Origin of the sequence: Enterococcus sp. DIV0294, assembly GCF_050558155.1 — a bacterium.
GTDB lineage: Bacteria > Bacillota > Bacilli > Lactobacillales > Enterococcaceae > Enterococcus > Enterococcus faecalis.
Window position 1 is genome coordinate 1,573,135 of sequence record NZ_CP187889.1, and the last position, 21,015, is coordinate 1,594,149.

The following is a 21,015-nucleotide window of genomic DNA, read 5'->3' on the forward strand; positions in this document are numbered from 1 at the left end:
TCACCATAGAGAGGAATAATAGTCTAACTTTATTAGTGATTAACACTTTGGACATTTACAAAAAGCTTGAAGCAATAAATATATTAGCAATAATAATTTTACTGGAAAGGTGGTGAAATAGAGTGGGAATGTTTACAAAAGGACAAAAAAGTGCTGCAGAATCTATTTATCAAAAAGAAATAAAAAAATTTTTAAAACCTAAAGATGGTTTAACTCATCTAGTTATGGTAAATAGTTTTAGTAAATGGATTAATCAAAATTTTGGCTGTGAGGACAAATACACTACGCAAATTGATGAAATAATATCTTCTATGCAGTTAGATGGTTATGAAATTGTTGATATAAAAATTGATTCACTACAAAATCAAGGTCTGTCAGGATCTATGGAAGGTTTCCATACAGTAATATTATACAAGTAAGGATTGGCTATCTGTAGTGAGACTTAAAAATTAGACAGAATACCGACCAGAGAAACTTGGTCGGTATTTTTATATAATAAACCGTTCAAGATAATGTTGGTGACTATTGATTCTAGTACTATAAGCAAAACTTTATAAAAAGACTTGCTTACATTAAGGTAAACAAGTCTTCCTAAAGCAAAATATTAAGCTATTATTAACTGTTAACTATTATTTTTAATTTATAAACCGCATAAGATTGAAGTTCACAGTGTTTTAGTATTTTAACAAGAAATATTTTTTCTTACCGCGACGAATCACAGTAAATTGTCCTTCGATTTTATCAGTTTCTGTCAATTCAGCTGCTAAATCTTGTCTACGTTCTCCATTGACGTAAATCGCTCCATTTTGAACATCTTCACGGGCTTGACGTTTGGATGGTTCTATTTTTGAGGTAACTAATAAGTCGACTAAACTTAATTGATCCTCTGGTTGCACCTCATACGTTGGTACATCTTTAAAGCCTTGTTTAATTTCTTCTGCTGTTAAGCTTTGGATATCCCCGCTGAATAAAGCTTCTGAAATTTTAACCGCTTGATGATAGGCTGCTTCACCGTGGACTAAAGTAGTAACTTCTTTGGCTAACGCTTTTTGCGCAGCACGTTGACCTGGGTTCGCTGTAAATTCTTCTTCAATTGTTGCAATTTCATCCAATGTTAAGAAAGTAAAGTATTTCAAGAATTTCACGACATCACGATCATCTGTGTTAATCCAGAATTGATAAAATTCATATGGCGAAGTTTTTTCCGCATCTAACCAAACTGCGTTTCCTTCTGTTTTACCAAATTTGGTACCATCTGCTTTTGTAATTAAAGGCATGGTTAAGCCGAATCCTTGAACTTCTTGTTCTCGGCGTAATAATTCAATCCCTGAAGTAATGTTCCCCCATTGATCACTGCCGCCTAATTGCAATAAACAGCCTTCTGTTTCGTACAATTTCAAGAAATCATACGCTTGTAATAATTGATACGCAAATTCAGTATAAGAAATTCCTGTTTCGATTCGGCGTTTCACGCTTTCTTTACTCATCATATAGTTAATTGTAAAGTTTTTTCCAACATCACGTAAGAAATCAATTAACGAAAGTTCTCCAAGCCAATCATAGTTATTTGCTAGAATCGCTGGATTTTTTTCATCTTCAAAATCGATAAAACGTGACAACTGGTCCTTAATACTTTCAGACCAAGCTTTCACTGTATCAAGTGTGTTTAAACTACGTTCTGCATCTTTGAATGATGGATCACCAATCATGCCTGTTCCGCCACCAACTAAAGCAATGGGCACATGACCATTTTGTTGGAAACGACGTAACATAAGAATTGGCAGTAGATGCCCGATGTGTAAACTGTCTGCCGTTGGATCAAAACCGATATATAATTTAACAGATTCTTCATTTAATTGTTTTTGTAAGGCTTCTTCATCTGTGACTTGGTAGACCAACCCACGGGCTTTTAATTCTTCAAAAAAAGCTGAATTCATGATTTTCCTCCTATAGTAAAACATAATAATAGATCAAATTCCCCTATTCATAGTAACCGATTCTGTCACACTTGAAAAGTCAAAAAATGAGATTTCCCTATTTTCTCTTAAGTTTTTTCAACAAAAAATGGCAATTGGTGTAGAAACTATTCATATAAGCTTTTTTTTGCTATAATAACACAGAATGTATCATTTTATTGAGGTGAAGCTTTTGAAAAATAATTCAAGTAACAATAAGCAAAAACCAACGACCTCTTCTGGCGGCAATGTCTTTTTACTTATTTTAAATGTCATTATTCGCGTTTTTCAGTCATTAGTGGTTTTTGGGGTTATTCTGATTGTCTTAGGTGGCTCTCTTGGCTTAGGTATTGGAATGGGCTATTTTGCTTTTCTAGTTGAAGATACACAGCCCCCAACAAAGGAAGAATTGCAAAAAGAAATCAGTGATATTACCGAAGTGTCAAAAATGACTTACGCAGATGGTACTCCGATTGCTAACATCAAATCAGATTTAATTCGGACACGAATTAATGGCGATCAAATGTCTCCATTGCTAAAAAAAGCCATTATTTCAACAGAAGATGAATATTTTGAAGAACATCATGGGGTGGTACCAAAAGCGCTAGTTCGAGCGTTGATTTCTGATGCGACAGGTATCGGCGGTTCTTCTGGTGGTTCAACATTGACTCAGCAATTGGTCAAGCAACAGATTTTAACTGACGAAACGACTTTTAAACGGAAAGCCAACGAAATTTTATTAGCTTTACGTATTGAAAAATACTTTTCTAAGGACGAAATCGTGACAACTTATCTAAATGTCTCCCCTTTTGGTCGTAATAACAAAGGTGAAAATATTGCAGGCGTGGAAGAAGCAGCCAAAGGACTCTTTGGTAAAAGTGCCAAGGACTTGAATCTCCCTCAAGCGGCCTTTATCGCAGGACTTCCCCAAAGTCCCATTGTTTACACGCCCTATACTAACACTGGTGCCTTGAAAGACGATTTGTCTTTAGGAATGAAGAGAAAAGATTTTGTTCTTTTCAGTATGTACCGAGAAAAAGCTATTTCGCAAAAGGAATTTGAAGAAGCCAAAGCTTACGACTTGAAAAAAGACTTTTTACCAACTGAACAGGCCAATGTCAATACAGAAGGCTATCTATACTATACGGTGTTAGATAAAGCAGTTGAGATTGTCATGGATTTAGATATGAAAAAAGCTAAAGTTAATCGTGATGATTTAGATCAAGTTGGTTTAGATCAATATGAAGAACAGGCACGTCGCGAAATCCAGTCGCAAGGCTATACAATCCAATCGACCATTGACCAGAATATTTACAACACGATGCAAACCGCTGTCGCAAATTATGGTTATTTGCTTGATGATGGCACTGCAGATGTCAATGGGAATACAATGATTGAAACTGGCAATATTTTAATGGATAACGCTACTGGTCGTATCCTCGGTTTTATCGGCGGCAGAAACTTCGATATTAATCAAAACAACCATGCCTTTAATGCCGATCGTCAAGTTGGTTCTACGATTAAACCAATTTCTGTCTATGGCCCTGCGATTGATCAAGGAATCATTGGTTCTGAAAGTCGTCTGGCCAACTACCCAACGACTTATGCTGATGGTACAGAATTTGTTAATTCCACAAATGTGGATTTAAATCAATTCGTGACTGTTCGGAATGCCTTGAATTGGTCTTTCAATATCCCTGTCATTCATGTTAATAATGAGCTAAGGAAAAAAATGGGTGATGATAATTTCTCTTACAATCACTACTTAAGTAAAATGAACTATCCAGCTTCAGATGCTTGGGCTTACGAATCTGCGCCATTGGGTTCAGTAGAAACAAATGTTGTAACACAAACAAACGGCTTCCAAGCGCTTGCTAACAAAGGTAAATATCAAAAAGCCTACATGATTGAAAAAATTACAGACAATAGTGGACATGTGGTCTATGAACACAAAGATGAAGGAACGCAAGTTTATTCACCGGCGACCGCTTCTATTATGAATGACTTGTTGCGCTCAGTGGTGGATTCTGCGAATACGACAAAATTCAAACCAACGTTAGCTGGCTTGAATCCTCATTTAGCTAGTGCTGATTGGGTTGGAAAAACTGGGACAACTGATGAGTTTAAAGATTCATGGCTGATTGTCTCTACTCCAACTGTGACACTGAGTTCTTGGGCGGGACATGATCTACCAGCACCAATGACGACGACCAGCGGCGACAATAACGGGAATTATATGGCGAACTTAGCTAATGCGCTGTACTATGCGAATCCAGAATTGTTTGGCATTGGTCAAAAATTTGAATTAGATCCAAGCGTTATTAAATCAAAAGTTTCTGAATTTACTGGTGAAAAACCTGGCTCAATTACCTATAATGGTGCCAAGTTCAACACACCTGGCAAAACAACGACTTCATACTATGCCAAAGATGGTGCACCACAAAGTACCTATAAATTTGGGATCGGTGGAACAGACAGCAATTACGCTTCTTACTGGGGAAATCTTGCTCCACGTGCCACTACAAATAATAACAACAATAAAAACAACGATAATAAAAAGAACAATAATTAACTTGCTAAAATGAGCCAGAAAACGTATTTTTCTGGCTCATTTTTAGGTATCAAAAAACGGCTAAACTAAGAGTTAACGCTCTTAGTTTAGCCGTTTAATTCAATTTATTTTGTTGAACCTTTTTGATCAATTCCATAAGGTAAAACAACTGTTTTTTCTTCAATTTCTTCTTTGTTCATTAGTTTTGTTAATAAGCGCATTGACACGGCACCGATATCATATAAAGGTTGTGTAATACTTGATAGACGTGGACGAGAGACTTCTGTAAGCAATGAGTTATTGCTTGTAATGATTTCAAATTCTTCTGGAACTTTCACACCAGCATCTAGCATCCCATCTAATAAACCAATCGCTAGCTCATCGTCTGTAACAAAGGCAGCTGTTGCTCCACTGTTACGGACACGCTCAGCCAAATTAATACCTGCTTTAAATTTATATTCAGATTCAAAAACTAAGCCTTCATTATAAGACAAGCCATTTTCCGCTAAAGCTTCTTTGTAGCCTTTCATTCGGTTTTGACCATTAATTGGATCGATTAATGCACCACTAACAAAAGCAATTTTTTTGTTCCCATTTTTCGCTAAAGTCGCTGTTGCATCTTTCGTTGCTTCTGTGTAATCAATATTAACGCTACCAACTTGTTCGTCTGGATCAATTGAACCTGCTAAGACAACAGGTGTTTTTGAACGTGAAAATTCACCACGAATATCATCTGTAATGCGATGACCCATAAAGATAATCCCATCTACTTGCTTGGCAAGTAAATTGTTTAATACAGTAACTTCTTTTTGATCGTCTCCATCTGAATTAGCTAAAATGATATTATATTTATACATTGTAGCCACGTCGTCAATGCCACGTGCTAATGAAGCAAAAAATGCATTACTAACATCTGGAATAATGACACCCACTGTTGTCGTTTTTTTACTTGCTAAACCACGTGCGACTGCGTTAGGACGGTAATCTAAGCGATCAATCACTTCTAAGACTTTTTTACGCGTTGCTGGTTTTACATTGGGATTACCATTGACAACACGAGAAACAGTAGCCATAGATACATTTGCCTCTCTAGCAACATCATAAATTGTAATTGTTTGTTTTTCCATGTTTCTTCTCCTATAAATATGAATTTGTTCTCATTTTCTGAAAACACTGTTTACATTTCTTTCCTAGCCTAGAATATCAAAATTCTTCTATTTTTGCAACCGTTTTATCGTTTTTTCATGAAAATTTACTTTCCATTTCAAAAGGAACTTTTTGTCATTTCATGTTATGATAGTACTGTGATTCACTTCAGAATAAAAGAAAGAAGGATGTTTTATGAATCAAGAAAAAATTGCCGATTTAAAAAATTGGATGCACCAAGAAAAGATTGACTTCACTTATATTAGTGATCCTGGTCATATCGCTTACTTTTCTGGTTACGAAAGCGAACCTCATGAACGCGTGTTAGCTTTGTTTATCGCTGCGGACGACCAATCATTTTTATTTACACCTGCATTAGAAGTCGAAGATGCCGAAAAGAGTAGTTGGACTTATCCCGTTTATGGTTATTTAGATAGCGAAAATCCTTGGGAAAAAATTGCGGCTTTATTAAATAAACGGACACAAGGCACGCCACGCTTTGCTTTAGAAAAACAAGCTCTTTCTTTAGCTCGTTTTGATCAATTGAAAACCTATTTTCCAGCTAGCGATTTTTCGCATGATGTTACGCCTTTAATTGAAAAACTTCAATTAATTAAAACAGAACCTGAAATTCAACGTTTACTAGAAGCTGGTAGTTGGGCTGATGTCGCTTTTGAGATTGGCTTCAAAGCAATTCAAGCAGGCGTTGCGGAACAAGAAATTGTTGCAGAAATCGAGTATCAATTAAAACGTCAAGGTATTCGCTCAATGAGTTTTGATACGTTAGTCTTAACAGGAAAAAACGGAGCTAGTCCTCACGGGGTACCTGGCGAAACAAAAATTGAGCCCCATGACTTAGTGTTATTTGATTTAGGTGTCGTTCATAATGGCTATTGCAGTGATGCCACACGAACAGTCAGCTACTTGGAACCTTCTGATTTCCAAAAAGAAATTTATGGAATTGTTTTAGAAGCACAATTAGCAGCAACTGAAGCGGTGAAACCTGGTGTTACAGCAGGCGAATTAGATGATATTGCTCGAGGTGTAATCACAAAAGCTGGTTATGGTGAATACTTTAACCATCGCTTAGGCCATGGCATTGGAACCACTGTCCATGAATACCCATCGCTGGTTCATGGCAATGATTTAGTCATTGAAGAAGGTATGTGTTTCTCTATTGAGCCCGGTATTTACATTCCTGGAAAAGTAGGCGTTCGTATTGAAGATTGTTTACACGTAACCAAAACAGGCTCCGAACCATTCACTAAGACAACCAAAGAATTGCAAATTATTGAATAGCATAAAAATAAAATGAGGCCATCAGTCAACCGGACTGGTGGCCTCATTTCTAAATTTTAAGGTAAGCCGCTGAACAAAAGCAACACGATCCGTTGCTAACTTTCATAAGCTAAACGCTTGTTACCCTTTAAATTCTTTTTTTACGTCTTTCGCTGCATCTTTAACATCTTCTTTTGCTTCATCGACACCAGCAGAAACAGTTTCTTTGGCCGCTGCCGCAGAATCTTTAACGTCAATATAGATATCTTCTGCTGCATCTTCGGCAATTTCACCTAAATCTTCTGCGTGATCTTGAGCATCGTCAGCTGCTTTTTTAAATTGATCAGATAAATCACCTGTTTGTTTTTTAAAGTTATCAAGCATGTCGCCAGAAACACCTTGTGCTTTATCCAATGAATCTTTTGTTTTTTCTTTGACAGAACCTGCCAAATCAGAGGCTTGATCTGATAAAACGCCGGCTTTTTGTTTTGCGATTTCTGTTAATTCTGTTCCTTTTTGAACAGCATAATCTGTGTAATCTTGCGCTTTGTTTTTTAAATCATCTGTTTGATTTGATAAATCATCACGTAATTCTTTACCTGATTTTGGTGCAAGTAATAATGCGGCAACGGCTGCTGCTGTTCCACCAATTACTGCTCCTAAGAAAAATCCGCCTTTTTTAGCCATAAAAATCTCCTCCAATTAGTTATTTGTTTTTTTATTTTTTGAACGCATTGCTCTAAAAGCAGAACCGCCTACTTTACTCACTAAACCAGCTTTCGCTGTGCCTTTCCCTACGGTTCCTACCTTTGTAATCAAATGTTTACTTGAGGTGTTCAATTCAGAGACACTTTCGCTTAAATCAGCAACGGCCGTAAACAACGGATCAATCGTTGCCACTTTTTGATTCACATCTGTCAATAGTTCATTACTTTTAACAAGCAAGCCTTCCACTTGGCGACTCAATACATTCACATCGCTAGTCACGACTTTGATTGTTGTATTTGTTTCATCAATTGTATCTTCAATTTTTGAAACAACTTGAGAAACTTTATATAACACAAGTACTAAAAAGATGACTAAAACAACAAATGCTACCGCTGCAATTAAGGCAGCAATTTCCCCACCTGACATATCATTACTCCCCTCTGAAATTTTATTTATAATCTTAGGATAACACCAACTTATATTTTTCACAACTCATAAAGCTAAGAATGCCAATTTATTTTATAAAATTCTCATGCCCTTTTCTTTAAGAAAATAAGCGTAAAATTTCCTTCTAACGAATTGAAATTTTACGCTTATTTTTATTTATTTTTCTTTTGGTTGCTCTTTTTTCGCTAATTGAGCACCTAAATTAATAATGTATTCTCGTAAATTATCTTTTACTTCTGGATGAGTCAAACCATATTCAATGCTTGTTTTCATAAACCCAAATTTATCGCCAACGTCGTAACGTTCTCCTTTAAACTCACGAGCAAAAACGCGTTGTGTTTTATTTAAAGTGTCAATCGCATCTGTTAACTGAATTTCGTTACCAGCGCCTGGTTTTTGATTTTCAAGTACATCAAAAATTTCAGGGGTTAATAAATAACGGCCGATAATCGCTAAATCACTTGGTGCTTCCTCGGGCTTTGGTTTTTCAACAAAATTCTCGACATTGTATAGTCCTTTTTCGATTTCTTTTTCTGGATTGATAATACCATATTTTGAAGTATCTTCATGGGGTACTTTCATTACCGCAATTGTCGAAGCATGTGTTTGTTCGTAATCATCCATTAATTGTTTCGTTAATGGCACTTTATCTTCCATTAAATCGTCGCCTAACATCACGACAAAAGGTTCATTGCCAACAAATGCTTTCGCTTGTAAAACAGCGTGTCCTAAGCCTTTCGGATGGGATTGACGAATAAAATGTAAATTAACATCCGTTGTTTCTTCGACTAATTTCAATAAATCGGTTTTATTTTTTTCTTTTAAATTATTTTCTAATTCAACATTTGAATCGAAATGATCTTCAATCGGACGTTTAGCTTTGCCTGTCACAATTAAAATATCTTCGATTCCTGAAGCTAGTGCTTCTTCTACAATAAATTGAATCGTTGGTTTATCAACAATCGGTAACATTTCTTTTGCCATCGCTTTAGTAGCCGGCAAGAAACGTGTTCCTAACCCAGCTGCTGGAATAACTGCCTTTTTAACTTTCATCTTTTTTCCTCCTAAAAATCAAGTGTAAATTCGTTTTCGGTTTTGCCATCGCGCAACATGATTTCTTTTGCTGCTTGTTGTACATCTTCGTCATTGTACAAGACATTGTAGATTGTTTCTGTGATTGGCATTTCGACTTCTAATTGTTGTGCCAATTCATAGGCTGCTTTAGTTGTTGAAACACCTTCCACAATCATGCCCATGTTTTCTAAGACTTCATCTAACTTATGGCCTTTTCCTAATAAATTACCCGCACGCCAATTTCGAGAATGGACACTTGTACAAGTAACAATTAAATCCCCAACACCACTTAAACCAATAAATGTTAATGGGTTTGCTCCCATCGCAACCCCTAAACGACTAATTTCTGCTAAACCACGAGTCATAATTGCCGCTTTGGCATTATCACCAAAGCCTAAGCCATGAATCGCTCCGGCGCCCAAAGCAATAATATTTTTTAAGGCCGCCCCTGTTTCTACACCAATCACATCATCATTCGTATAAATTCTAAAGTAATCATTCATAAACAACTCTTGCACATACACAGCGTCTGCTAAATTTTCGCTTGCTGCTGTAATGGTTGTGATGTCATGAACAGCGACTTCTTCTGCATGGCTTGGACCAGATAAAACCACAATCCCTTGCCGTTTTTCTGCTGGAATCTCTTCCGCTATCACTTCTGAAATCCGCTTATGTGTACCTTGTTCGAGCCCTTTACTTGCATGAATAATAATTGGTTTTGTTTTTAAATGTTGGGCCACTTCTTGTGCTACTGAACGAATGGCTTTAGTTGGTACCACAAACAGTACCGCATCCACATCTACTAAAGCAGTAGCTAAATCAGTGGTTGCCTGAATTGAAGTAGGTAAGATTAATTCTGGTAAATAATGTTTGTTGGTATGTTTTGTATTTATTTCATCGATTTGCTCTGGTTTATTTCCCCAAATACAGACCTCGTGTCCATTTTCGGCTAATACTTGAGCTAAAGCTGTCCCCCAGGAACCTGGACCTAAAACAGCGACTTTTTGTTTCATCGGTGAAACTCTCCTTTCGCTAAACAACGTTACTTCTTTAGTTTACCATATTCTTCGATCAAGTTGGATTAAGAAGTTGTTATTTTTTTCTTTTGTTTCTCCCGATTGTAAAATTTCAAATTGGGATTTCTTCTACGAACGATCACAATAACAATTGCTGCCACGAACATCACTAAAGACAACAATTGTGAGACACGAATGTTACTAAACGCATACAAACTGTCCATCCGTAAGCCTTCGATGAAGAAACGGCCGAAAGAATACCATATTATATAACCTAAAAAGACTTCGCCTTCTTTTAAAAAGTGTGGCTTTTTGCGTAATAACACTAAAACGATAAAGCCTAAAACATTCCAGACAGATTCATATAAAAATGTTGGTTGATGATACGTTCCGTTGATATTCATGTTATCAATGATAAACGTTGGTAAATGGAGATTTTCTAAAAATTGTCTGGTGGTCGCTGGCCCATAGGCTTCATGATTCATAAAGTTGCCCCAGCGACCAATTGCTTGCGCTAAAATCACACTTGGTGCGGCAATATCTAAAAAAGTCCATGTAGAAATGAAACGATGACGCGTAAAGAAAAACAGCGCCAGTCCCCCACCAATAAGACCACCATAAATCGCTAAGCCACCATTTCGAGTAAAGAAAATTTCAATCGGATTGTCTACATAGTCTTGCCATTGAAAAGCGACGTAATACAAGCGCGCGCCAACAATTGCTGCAGGTAATCCCCAGAGCATAAAGTCAAAGACATCATCTTCTTTTAAACCAACACGAACGGCTTCACGACTACTTAGCCAAACAGCTAAAGCAATCCCTGAAACAATAATAATTGCATACCAATAGACGGGAATACCGAAAAGGCGAAATGCAATTGAATTTACTTGAGCTAACATCATCACATCTTCTCCTTCTATTCTCCTGAATTTTCTTCAATCAAACGGGTTAAGCGCTCTTCAAACGTTTTTGTTGCATCATAGCCCATTGTTTTCGCGCGGAAGTTCATTGCTGCCACTTCAATAATAATGGCCACATTTCGGCCGGTCTTAACAGGAATACGAATCTGAGGGACATCAACGTTAGCTATTTCAACCATTGCATCATCACTACCGAGGCGATCATATTTCTTGTCTTTTTCCCATGCCTCTAAATAAACGACCAATTGAACTTGCATAAAGCCGCGGACCGCACTAGCTCCAAACAGGTTCATGACGTCAATAATTCCGATACCACGAATTTCAATTAAATGCTGCAAAATTTTTGGTGGCTCTCCAACCACGGTTAATTCATCTTGCTGATAAACATCGACACGATCGTCTGCGATTAGCCGATGTCCACGTTTAATAAGCTCTAAAGCTGTTTCACTTTTACCAATACCGCTATCTCCTTGAATCAAAACACCAAGTCCATAAACATCAACTAAAACCCCATGGACACTTGTCCGAACAGCTAAACGGCCATCTAAATAACTGGATAGTTCCCCTAGTAAACGGGAAGTTGAAATCGGTGAACGTAATACAGAAACCCCATTTTCTTTTGCTGCTGTAATTAATTCTTCGGGGATTTCTAGTCCTCTGGATACTATAAAGGCTGGAGTATCTTTCGCACATAAACGGCGCATCACTAATAAACGCTCTTCAGGCATCATTCGTTCCGCAAAGGTAATTTCTTTGCTCCCAAATAATTGTAAACGGTCATGGGAATAATAATTAAAATACCCAGTTAATTCTAAACCTGGCCGGGAAATTTCACCAGTTTTAATTGTTCTATTTAAGCTTTCTTCATCTCCGTATACTACTTCTAAAGAAAGATTTTCTACCAGTTGATAAATCTTTACCACTTCTGTCATATCGAATGTCAGTCCTTTCTGCTACTTGTTATATTTTATCATTTAAAAATACAAGTTTCTAGCTATTCACTAGATAATTCCTAGAATTATCATATTTCAAAAAAATGAAACTATTTTTCAGTGAAATTACCTATGCTATTTCTGTTACTTGACTATTTCAGAAAACTTTGTATACTTGAAGCCGATCCTTTTAAGAAAAGAGGAAACTTATGAAAGAATATTTAAAGGAAAAAGCCCATCAATTACCGTTAACACCGGGTGTTTATTTAATGAAAGACGCAACCGACACAATTATTTATGTGGGTAAAGCCAAAAAATTAAAAAATCGCGTGTCGAGCTATTTTATTAATAGTAATCAACATTCTCGAAAGACGATGCGCTTAGTCAAACAAATTATAGACTTCGATGTTCTCCATACTGACACAGAATTAGATGCGCTCCTTCTAGAATGTCAACTGATTCAACAGTATCGGCCGCGCTACAATCGCCAAATGAATGCTTATGAACAATATTCTTATGTATCGGTAGCCGTTAATGAGCGGCAATTAGAGATTAAACTCTTAAATATTCCCACTAAAGAGAACTGTTTTGGTCCTTATTCGATTCGCCGAAAATTAAACCGTTTAAAAATAATTTTGGATAGTATCTACGATCTCGTCCCAACCAACTACTGGCATCAAACCTTTCAAAAAGAGAGTGCCATTCCGACCGAACTATTTCAACAAGAATTGTTCGACTTTTTCCATAATCAAGGACGAGAACCAATCAAACGAATTGCTCAACAAATGCAAGAGGCTGCTGAAAAACAAGCTTTCGAAAAAGCGGCAAAACTCAAAGAAGATTGGCTCTTTTTGACGCGCTTTGCAAACCAAAATCAACGAATTGGTCAAGCTAACCAACGAGATTGGCAACTGATGTGGTTACCTTGTCAGAAAAAAATCAAATACTATTTAATTTACCAAGGCTTGGTGGTAGCAACACGTGTTGTAACTAAACAAACGTTTCAAAAATATTCACCGCTTGAACTAGCAAAAAAAATCATGCCCAAAAAATCACCGAAAACAATTGAGCATTACTCAAAGCAACAAGTTGATTTTTTAAATATTTTATATGGCTATATCAGCCGTCATCCAGAATGTCATCTAGAAAATTTAACCATCGAAAAAGCCTGAAGAACGCATTTTATGCTACGTTCTTCAGGCTTTTTTATTCATATTTAGATAAATTGTGATCCGTAACGATCGTATTGACAATTGACATAATTACAGCCATTAGCACCGCTGCCCAAAAACTTGAGAAGCCAAAGTTCATTTCCCCCACAAAAAACGAGGTCATTTGTAAAATCGCTGCATTGACAACAAAGCTAAATAGACCAAACGTTAATAAAGTAAATGGGAGCGACAAGATTGTTAAGACTGGTTTCACCAACATATTTAGGATTGAGAGAACAAAAGCGGCAATAATTGCAGGCATTATGCCTCTCACATGAATCATGCCAGGAAAAACAACTGATAAAGAAATGAATGTCAGTGTATTAACAACCAATCGCTGAAAATATGTCATTAAAAGTCACTCCATTCGTCATCATCAATTTTTTCCGCTTCTTTACGTTGCTTTTTATTGGCAGCATAAGGATTTTCATTGCGAACATTTCTATTATAAGGATTTTGATGGCCGTAGCCGCGATCGCTTCCTGTTCTTCCAGAAGGGATCAAGACTGCTAAGGCAATGTATAAGAGAATGCCTGGAAATCCTGCTGAGAAAAAGCTGAGCAAGACATAAACGACACGAATAATTGTTGGGTCAATTCCTAGCCAATCAGCAATCCCAGCTAAGCTTCCTGTTAAAACCACGTTATTCGGAGATTTTGTTAGTTTTCTTTTCATATGTTTTCACCTCGTCTACTAAATTTTACACTAGAAAGGCTGATTCGTCAGCCCATCTAGCTTAAAATTATTAATTATTTATCCGTATCTTTTAGGAAAATACTTCCCGTTGTTGTAGAAGCATTAATTTGAGCCATTGATTCTTCCAGTACACGTCTAAAATGTAATTGTTGATTGCCGCGATCTTTCTTTTCACGAACAACTTCAATATCTGTTAAACGGCTGTTAATACTACCTAAATTCGTTTTAACTTGCCCTTCAACGCCTAAGTTATTTGGCAAGGCCAACTTGATATTCCCATTTGCAGAGCTTGCTTCAACACGGCGAAGCGTTTTTTCTTTAGCTGTAATGCGGATATCTCCATTAATCAGAGAAACACTTAGACTTTCTGGTGCCGCGGAAATAGACACATCACCATTGACTGTTTCAATAATGTTATCTAAAATCGTTCCTTCTAGGACTTTAATTTCACCATTCACGCCTTCAATTTCTAGCATAGTTGCATCAATTTTTTTAAACGTAATCGTCCCATTCGTTGATTTTGTGTAAACATCTTTCGCTGTTAACTCTTCTACTAAGACATTTCCGTTTAATAATTTAACAGATACATGATCGTAAGTGCGTTTTGGTAAATAGAACGTTAAATCTGCTTTCACCCGTTTGTTTGGCACTTGGAAAGAAATCGTTTCATCATCCACATCAATGTCACTTCGTTCTAAGAAAGCTTCCATTGGTGAATCTCCTGCCATTTTACCATATAATTTGATTTTTGCTTCGACTTTCACATCTTCTTGATCCCAAGTTTTGAAAACCACGGTACCATTTGCTACCTTGACATCAATTAAACTTGCTTGTGGATTTGGATAGTTAAATTCATGTTCAAACTTAGTTGTTGCCACACCAGGAACTTTCATTTTAATGTCTTTCCATTCCACATTATCATTCATGGTGTCACTGAAAGAATTAAATGTTTTTTTCAAGAATTCTCCCACTTGGCCGCCAACTTCGGCAACTTTGCCGCCGACTTGGTTAAAGGTATCTGTGGCTTGATCTTTCCACTCTTCAGAGAATTGAGAAGAAACTTTTTCTTTTGTATCATTCCATTGACCTTTCCATTGTTCTTTACGAATGTTTTTTAGTTCTTCTTCCAGTGCTGTTTTTTCAGTACTTTGAGTCGCTAATTTTTCTTCTAATTGTGCAAGTAAAACGTGCAAGTCTTTTCGTTGAACTTGTTCATCTTCTGTTAATGCATCTAATTCTTCTTTTGTATCTAATGTTCCAATTTCTTCTGCGACTTCTTTAATTTCTTCTTTGATGCCGGCAATTTCTGCGTTGACTTCATCCAATTCAGCCGAAGCACGATTGGCTTTTGTTGCTAACTCATCAAGAATTCTTTCTAAGTTTTCACGATCTTTTTCTGCACTGTCCTGTGTATTTTCTTCAAACGAATCAACAGTAGGTCCTTCTGATTCGCCTTTTTCTAATGCATCCATTAAATCTGCGACTTGATCTTCTTTATTTGTTGTTCCAATATTTTGTGTATCAACTTTTTCAGCAGCTTTTTCGATTTGTTTTTCATCTTTTTCAGTTGCCATATTTTCTAATAAAATTAACGCTTCTTCTGACGTTAGAATACCTTTTTTCACTAATTCTAATACGCGTTCTCTTTCTTTCATGGATATTGCCTCCTTAGCAAATTTTTCACTCAATAGTGTTTTCCTTACATGCATTATTATGCCTTGTTTTTGATCATTTGTCATAGGACTTAAGAACGATTTCTTCTCATTAGTAAGGACTAGTTTTATAAAATCAGTTCATTTTACGCTAAAAAAACTAGGAATTGGTCTAAAAAAGGCCGTCTCCTAGTTTTTTTTATTTGTTTTTCTTAAAATTGTTCGTCACGATTACTATTCAATTCGGTAATTTTACCAGTTGCCAAGTAAACAATCCACTCACAAATATTTGTGACATAGTCGCCAATTCTTTCCAAGTATTGTGCCACATGTAGATAATCAGTTCCGCTAATGACCGTTTCTGGATTAGCTTTCATTGCTTCTACGGCATGTTTGTAAATACTATCGAAATATTCATTAGTACGATCATCCATTTGTGCAATCATTCGTGCATCTTTTTGATCCGTTTTAACATAGGCGATTAAAACATTATCCACCATTTTTTTCACATAATCAGACATATCTGAAATTTCTTTTTCAATTTCAGGAATACGTGTTTCTCCTTTTAAGCGAATCGTTGATTTAGCAATTGAAACGGCATGGTCCGCCATTCTTTCTAAATCCGAACTAGCTTTCATAACAGTGATAATCATACGTAAGTCTGTTGTCACTGGTTGTTGTAACGCAATCATTTCAAAACTCTTTTTCTCAAGTTTGACTTCCATATCATTGATTTCAATATCGCGATCAATCACTTCTTGAGCTAATTTTTTATCATGATTAATATATGCCTTCACGGATTTATGGACGGCACTACTAACCATCATACCCATTTCATAAAATTGATTGTGCAGATTCAATAGTTCTTCTTCAAATTGTGTCCGTAACATTCTTTTTCCCCCTTTTAACCAAATTTACCAGAAATGTAATCTTCTGTTTGTTTTTCTTTTGGATTTAAAAATACTTTTTTCGTGTCATTAAATTCAATTAAATCACCTTGTAAAAAGAAGGCCGTTTTATCAGAGATCCGTGATGCTTGCGACATATTATGTGTCACCATAATCATGGTATATTTCTCTTTTAATGTTAACAGCATGTTTTCAATTTTACCACTAGAAACTGGGTCCAAGGCGCTAGTTGGTTCATCTAATAAAATAATATCTGGTTCCACAGCTAAAACACGAGCGATACAAACCCGCTGTTGTTGTCCACCAGAAAGTGAAAGTGCACTTTTGTGAAGTTTATCTTTGACATCCTCCCAAACGGCAGCTGCTTTCAAACTGGTTTCAACTGCTTCATCTAAGACTTGCTTGTCTTTGACTCCTTTTAGGCGCAAGCCATAAATCACATTTTCATAAACTGAAAATGGAAATGGATTAGGTTGTTGGAAAACCATCCCAATTTCTTTACGTAATTCAACGTTATCTGTTTTCGGTCCATAAATATCTTTTCCTTTATAGACAACACTTCCAGTAATAGTTACATCTGGAATTAAATCATTCATACGATTCAAGCAACGTAAATACGTTGATTTCCCGCAACCAGAAGGACCAATCATGGCAGTTAATTCTCCTTGATTAAAAGTTAAATCAATGCCTTTCAATGCTTCTTTTTTCCCGTAATATAAATGTAAATCTTTTGATGAAATAATTTCTTTGCCCATCTTGCTCCTCCTAACCAAAATGTCCTGAAACGTAGTCTTCCGTTGCTTGAATTTTTGGTCGTGTAAAGATTTTTCTTGTATGGTCGTATTCAATGACTTTACCCATATAGAAGAAAGCTGTATAGTCACTAATCCGCGCCGCTTGTTGCATGTTATGTGTCACAATGATGATCGTGTAATCATCTTTTAAATTCACTAACGTTTCTTCAACCGTTCCTGTTGAAATCGGATCTAACGCGCTTGCCGGTTCATCTAATAATAAAATATCTGGTTTCATCGCAATTGCCCGAGCGATACACAAACGTTGTTGTTGCCCACCAGACAGAGCTAAGGCGCTTTTGTTTAAGTTATCTTTCACTTGATCCCAAAGTGCGGCTTGCTTCAAACTTGTTTCAACGATTTCATCTAATTTTTTCTTATCCTTTTCACCATGCTGTTTCAATGCGAATGTGATATTTTCATAGATAGATTTACTAAATGGATTGGGCCGCTGAAAAACCATGCCAATGCGTTTTCTCATTTCGTAGACGTCAACTTCTTTCGTATTGACATCGACATCTTTATACATGATTTTTCCAGTAACACGTGAATTGGCAATGCCATCGTTCATACGATTTAGCGAACGTAAATACGTGGATTTACCGCAACCAGAAGGTCCAATTAAGGCGGTTATTTTGTTCTTTTCAAATTGCAAATCAACACCTTTGATAGCCTCATTGTCCCCGTAAAAGACATGTAAGTCTTCCGTGTGTAACGCAATCGGGTCTTTTTGGCTATCTAGTTGAAGTAAATGGGTATCATTTAAATTGTATTCTTTCATGCTAATTCCCCTAACATTAAGCTGATGTCATTCTCTTATAAAGACGGTTGCCGATAAAACGAGCGCCGAAATTGAAAAGTAAAACTACTAAAATTAACACAGCGGAGGCACCTGCTGAGACCGCAGCGCCATCTGGCATCGTTCCTTCGGTATTAATTTTCCAAATATGCACAGCCAACGTTTCCGCTTGACGGAAAATGCTAATTGGACTTGAAACGCTCAATGGATTCCAATTACTGAAATCTAAGGCAGGTGCGCTTTGTCCTGCTGTATAAATTAGCGCAGCGGCTTCACCGAAAATCCGACCAGAACTCAAAATAACACCTGTCAAAATTCCTGGTAACGCTTCTGGCAAAATAACTTTTTTAACTGTTTCCCAACGTGAAAGACCTAAGGCTAGCCCCGCTTCACGCTGTGTATAATGAATGGCTTTCAAAGATTCCTCAACATTTCTAGTCAATAATGGTAAGTTAAAAAATGTTAATGCTAACGCACCTGATAAGATTGAAAAGCCATATCCGATTTGTACAACGAAAATCAAGAAGCCGAACAGCCCGACAACAACGGAAGGCAATGAACTTAAAATTTCAATCGAGGTACGAATTAAATCAGTTAACCAATTCTTTTTCGCATATTCCGATAAGTAAATTCCAGCACCCAATGAAATTGGAATACTAATAATCATTGTAATCAATAGTAAATATAGTGAGTTGAAAAGCTGAATACCAATCCCACCACCAACTTGATAGGCTCTGGATGGTTGTGTTAAAAATTCCCACGAAATATGTGGAATTCCTCTAGCTAAAATGTAAATCAGTAAGGCCGCCAAAATTAAAACAATGACGCCAGATACGGCATATAAGATACCTGTTGCGATTTTATCTGCTTTTTTTGCATTCATTATTTTAAGGCTCCTCTCTTACCGATAATTCGGATAACAATGTTGAATAGTAAAGACATCAACAATAGAATCAAGGCTAAAGACCAAAGAACGTTGTTTTCAACTGTTCCCATAATCGTATTCCCAATCCCCATTGTCAAAATACTTGTTAGTGTCGAAGCTGGTGTCGTCAAACTAGTTGGCATCACAGCTGCATTTCCGATTACCATTTGGATTGCTAAGGCTTCACCAAACGCACGAGCCATACCAAAGACAACCGCAGTTAAAATACCAGGTACAGCTGCCCGCAAGACAACTTTATAAATCGTTTGCCAACGCGTAGCACCAAGCGCCAACGACGCTTCACGATAATGTCTAGGCACGGCTTTTAATGCATCTACGGTCATCGTAGTAACCGTTGGTAAAATCATGACAAATAGCACAAACGTACCAGCTAAAATACCGAAGCCAGTTCCGCCAAAGATTGAACGGACAAAAGGAACAATGACAGATAAACCAATAAATCCATAAACAACAGAGGGAATCCCTACAAGTAATTCAATAACTGGTTGTAAAAATTTCGCTCCTTTTTTAGGTGAAATTTCTGTCATAAAAACAGCCGCTCCAATCGCAAATGGCGTCGCAACAATCGCTGACAAAAACGTTACAATAAAGGAACCCGCAATCATCGGTAAAGCCCCAACCATGGGTTTACCGTCTGCACCGATATCACTTGGGTTCCAGTTTGTTCCAAATAAGAAATCAAACACGTTAATCTTATCTTTAAAGAATGTAGCAAGTCCTTTACTTGCAACAAAATAGAAAATTGAAACAACCACTGCTACAATTAAGGCAATACATAGGAAACTAATAAATTTCCCTCGTTGCTCCATCTTGGCTCTTTTCGATTTTGTTAATAATTTTTTCTGTACATCTTCCAAGAATATTTCCTCCTCAAACAATCCAACTTTTACAGATAAAAATAGTGTACCTTTTTTACATCAATTTGTTTTTAATAACATGTAAATTTTATGTTAAGTTTGTAAATTTTGTGTTAAGAGAATTATTTAATGACATTTCCTTGCCAATCCCGTTCAATTTCCATTTTCGAAACAGGAATATACCCTAATTGACCAATCACACGTTCTTGGATATCATCTGACAACATAAAGTCTAAAAACTCTTTGGTTAAATCACTTGGATTTTTACGAGTGTACATGTGTTCATAAGACCAAATAATCCATTTATTGTTCATTACATTTTCATCTGTTGGCTGAACACCATCAATACTTAACGTAGCTACTTCATCAGTAACATATGAAAATGCGGTATAACTAATCGCTCCTGGTGTATCAGAAACAATGGAACGAACCATGCCGCTGGAATCTTGTTCTTGCGCACGAATGGCTGTTTTATCTCCCAAGACCCACTTTTCAAAAGTCGCACGCGTACCACTACCGGCCGCTCTGTTCAAAATAACAATTTTTTGATCTTTCCCGCCAAGTTCTTTCCAGTTTGTTACTTCACCTAAAAAGATTTTCTTTAAATTTTCCATTGAGATATCTTTGACACCGACATTTTTGTTAACGATTGGTGTAATCCCAACAACAGCAACTTTATGATCAATTAAGTCTTCCGCTTTGATGCCCTTTTTCTCTTCTGCAAATAAATCAGAATTACCAATGTCTACCGCACCAGATTGGACTTGACTCAGACCTGTTCCGCTTCCGCCCCCTTGGACATTAATAAATCTTCCCGGATTTTGACTTTGATATTCCTCACTCGCTGTCTCTACTAATGGTTGTAAAGCTGATGAGCCTACCGCTGTGATGGATTCACCACGATCAATCCATTTTGCACATCCTGTCAAAGTAAGTATACTTGCCAAACCAATAAATAATAGCAATCTTTTTTTCATCGATTCATTATTCCTCCAATTAATTTCAATCTATTCTATTTTACCATTATATGTAGGACTTGAAAATTATAAGTTATCAATTTGTTGGTACAACTGAGAAAACTTTTAAATTAAATAACAAGTATTTTAAAACTAAAACAAAAAAAGC

At 36.6% G+C, this 21,015-nt stretch carries 21 protein-coding genes; 4 read left to right on the top strand and 17 right to left on the bottom strand.

The window, feature by feature from the left end; translation table 11 throughout:
- Positions 1–128: 128 nt before the first annotated feature.
- Positions 129–419, top strand: coding sequence for a hypothetical protein (locus IGJ20_RS07760; protein WP_002393362.1), 291 nt, complete (start codon positions 129–131; stop codon positions 417–419).
- A 255-nt stretch (positions 420–674) separates the two neighbouring features.
- On the opposite strand, the gene tyrS is transcribed toward IGJ20_RS07760, so the two are convergent.
- Entirely contained in the window at positions 675–1,937 is a 1,263-nt protein-coding gene (gene tyrS / locus IGJ20_RS07765; RefSeq protein WP_137007128.1) for a tyrosine--tRNA ligase, read from the bottom strand.
- A gap of 184 nt (positions 1,938–2,121) precedes the next feature.
- On the opposite strand from tyrS, the gene IGJ20_RS07770 reads away from it, so the two are divergent.
- Positions 2,122–4,527 carry a transglycosylase domain-containing protein gene (locus IGJ20_RS07770; protein ID WP_202522550.1) on the top strand — a complete coding sequence of 802 codons (2,406 nt, stop codon included), beginning with the start codon at positions 2,122–2,124 and terminating at the stop codon, positions 4,525–4,527.
- A 104-nt stretch (positions 4,528–4,631) separates the two neighbouring features.
- Here the strand turns inward: IGJ20_RS07770 and ccpA are convergent, their stop codons facing one another.
- The gene (ccpA, locus tag IGJ20_RS07775) at positions 4,632–5,633 is read right to left on the bottom strand and encodes a catabolite control protein A (RefSeq protein ID WP_002357319.1); all 1,002 of its coding nucleotides are present in this window, start codon (positions 5,631–5,633) and stop codon (positions 4,632–4,634) included.
- A gap of 214 nt (positions 5,634–5,847) precedes the next feature.
- On the opposite strand from ccpA, the gene IGJ20_RS07780 reads away from it, so the two are divergent.
- A complete protein-coding gene (locus tag IGJ20_RS07780) occupies positions 5,848–6,951 on the top strand; it encodes an aminopeptidase P family protein (RefSeq protein WP_002379504.1) in 1,104 nt (367 codons plus the stop codon).
- A 120-nt stretch (positions 6,952–7,071) separates the two neighbouring features.
- Here IGJ20_RS07780 and IGJ20_RS07785 read toward each other — a convergent pair whose 3' ends face one another.
- The 6 genes from IGJ20_RS07785 to hprK all read right to left on the bottom strand — a co-directional run bounded on the left by IGJ20_RS07785 (position 7,072) and on the right by hprK (position 12,027).
- A complete protein-coding gene (locus tag IGJ20_RS07785; RefSeq protein WP_231414693.1) occupies positions 7,072–7,617 on the bottom strand; it encodes a YtxH domain-containing protein in 546 nt (181 codons plus the stop codon).
- 15 nt (positions 7,618–7,632) lie between these two features.
- Positions 7,633–8,064: a DUF948 domain-containing protein gene (locus IGJ20_RS07790; RefSeq protein WP_002357316.1), complete on the bottom strand. Its 432-nt coding sequence runs from the start codon at positions 8,062–8,064 to the stop codon at positions 7,633–7,635.
- A gap of 177 nt (positions 8,065–8,241) precedes the next feature.
- Complete coding sequence (gene galU, locus IGJ20_RS07795) at positions 8,242–9,138, bottom strand: UTP--glucose-1-phosphate uridylyltransferase GalU (protein WP_002357314.1); 897 nt, start codon at positions 9,136–9,138, stop codon at positions 8,242–8,244.
- Between the two features lie 11 nt (positions 9,139–9,149).
- Positions 9,150–10,172, bottom strand: a complete 1,023-nt coding sequence (locus tag IGJ20_RS07800; protein WP_002357312.1) for an NAD(P)H-dependent glycerol-3-phosphate dehydrogenase — start codon at positions 10,170–10,172, stop codon at positions 9,150–9,152.
- Between the two features lie 68 nt (positions 10,173–10,240).
- Positions 10,241–11,074 (bottom strand): prolipoprotein diacylglyceryl transferase, encoded by an 834-nt coding sequence (lgt, locus tag IGJ20_RS07805; protein WP_002381830.1) that lies wholly within the window; start codon positions 11,072–11,074, stop codon positions 10,241–10,243.
- 17 nt (positions 11,075–11,091) lie between these two features.
- Positions 11,092–12,027, bottom strand: coding sequence for an HPr(Ser) kinase/phosphatase (gene hprK, locus IGJ20_RS07810; RefSeq protein WP_002357309.1), 936 nt, complete (start codon positions 12,025–12,027; stop codon positions 11,092–11,094).
- Between the two features lie 209 nt (positions 12,028–12,236).
- Here hprK and IGJ20_RS07815 point away from each other — a divergent pair, with 209 nt between their 5' ends.
- Positions 12,237–13,199, top strand: coding sequence for a GIY-YIG nuclease family protein (locus IGJ20_RS07815; RefSeq protein WP_430605142.1), 963 nt, complete (start codon positions 12,237–12,239; stop codon positions 13,197–13,199).
- 34 nt (positions 13,200–13,233) lie between these two features.
- Here the strand turns inward: IGJ20_RS07815 and IGJ20_RS07820 are convergent, their stop codons facing one another.
- The 9 genes from IGJ20_RS07820 to IGJ20_RS07860 all read right to left on the bottom strand — a co-directional run bounded on the left by IGJ20_RS07820 (position 13,234) and on the right by IGJ20_RS07860 (position 20,867).
- Complete coding sequence (locus tag IGJ20_RS07820; protein WP_002357307.1) at positions 13,234–13,590, bottom strand: phage holin family protein; 357 nt, start codon at positions 13,588–13,590, stop codon at positions 13,234–13,236.
- Positions 13,590–13,913: a PspC domain-containing protein gene (locus IGJ20_RS07825; protein WP_002357306.1), complete on the bottom strand. Its 324-nt coding sequence runs from the start codon at positions 13,911–13,913 to the stop codon at positions 13,590–13,592. The genes IGJ20_RS07820 and IGJ20_RS07825 overlap by 1 nt, the downstream gene beginning before the upstream one ends.
- A gap of 74 nt (positions 13,914–13,987) precedes the next feature.
- Positions 13,988–15,589, bottom strand: coding sequence for a daptomycin-sensing surface protein LiaX (gene liaX / locus IGJ20_RS07830; protein WP_010717009.1), 1,602 nt, complete (start codon positions 15,587–15,589; stop codon positions 13,988–13,990).
- Positions 15,590–15,798: 209 nt separating this feature from the next.
- Positions 15,799–16,476: a phosphate signaling complex protein PhoU gene (gene phoU / locus IGJ20_RS07835; protein ID WP_002357304.1), complete on the bottom strand. Its 678-nt coding sequence runs from the start codon at positions 16,474–16,476 to the stop codon at positions 15,799–15,801.
- Positions 16,477–16,490: 14 nt separating this feature from the next.
- Positions 16,491–17,249, bottom strand: a complete 759-nt coding sequence (pstB, locus tag IGJ20_RS07840) for a phosphate ABC transporter ATP-binding protein PstB (protein ID WP_002357303.1) — start codon at positions 17,247–17,249, stop codon at positions 16,491–16,493.
- 10 nt (positions 17,250–17,259) lie between these two features.
- Entirely contained in the window at positions 17,260–18,069 is an 810-nt protein-coding gene (pstB, locus tag IGJ20_RS07845; protein WP_002357302.1) for a phosphate ABC transporter ATP-binding protein PstB, read from the bottom strand.
- Positions 18,070–18,085: 16 nt separating this feature from the next.
- Positions 18,086–18,970, bottom strand: coding sequence for a phosphate ABC transporter permease PstA (pstA, locus tag IGJ20_RS07850; protein WP_002357300.1), 885 nt, complete (start codon positions 18,968–18,970; stop codon positions 18,086–18,088).
- Positions 18,970–19,890, bottom strand: coding sequence for a phosphate ABC transporter permease subunit PstC (gene pstC, locus IGJ20_RS07855; protein ID WP_002357299.1), 921 nt, complete (start codon positions 19,888–19,890; stop codon positions 18,970–18,972). Before pstC ends, pstA begins: the two co-directional genes overlap by 1 nt.
- A 122-nt stretch (positions 19,891–20,012) precedes the next feature.
- Complete coding sequence (locus IGJ20_RS07860; protein WP_002357298.1) at positions 20,013–20,867, bottom strand: phosphate ABC transporter substrate-binding protein PstS; 855 nt, start codon at positions 20,865–20,867, stop codon at positions 20,013–20,015.
- Positions 20,868–21,015 lie beyond the last annotated feature (148 nt).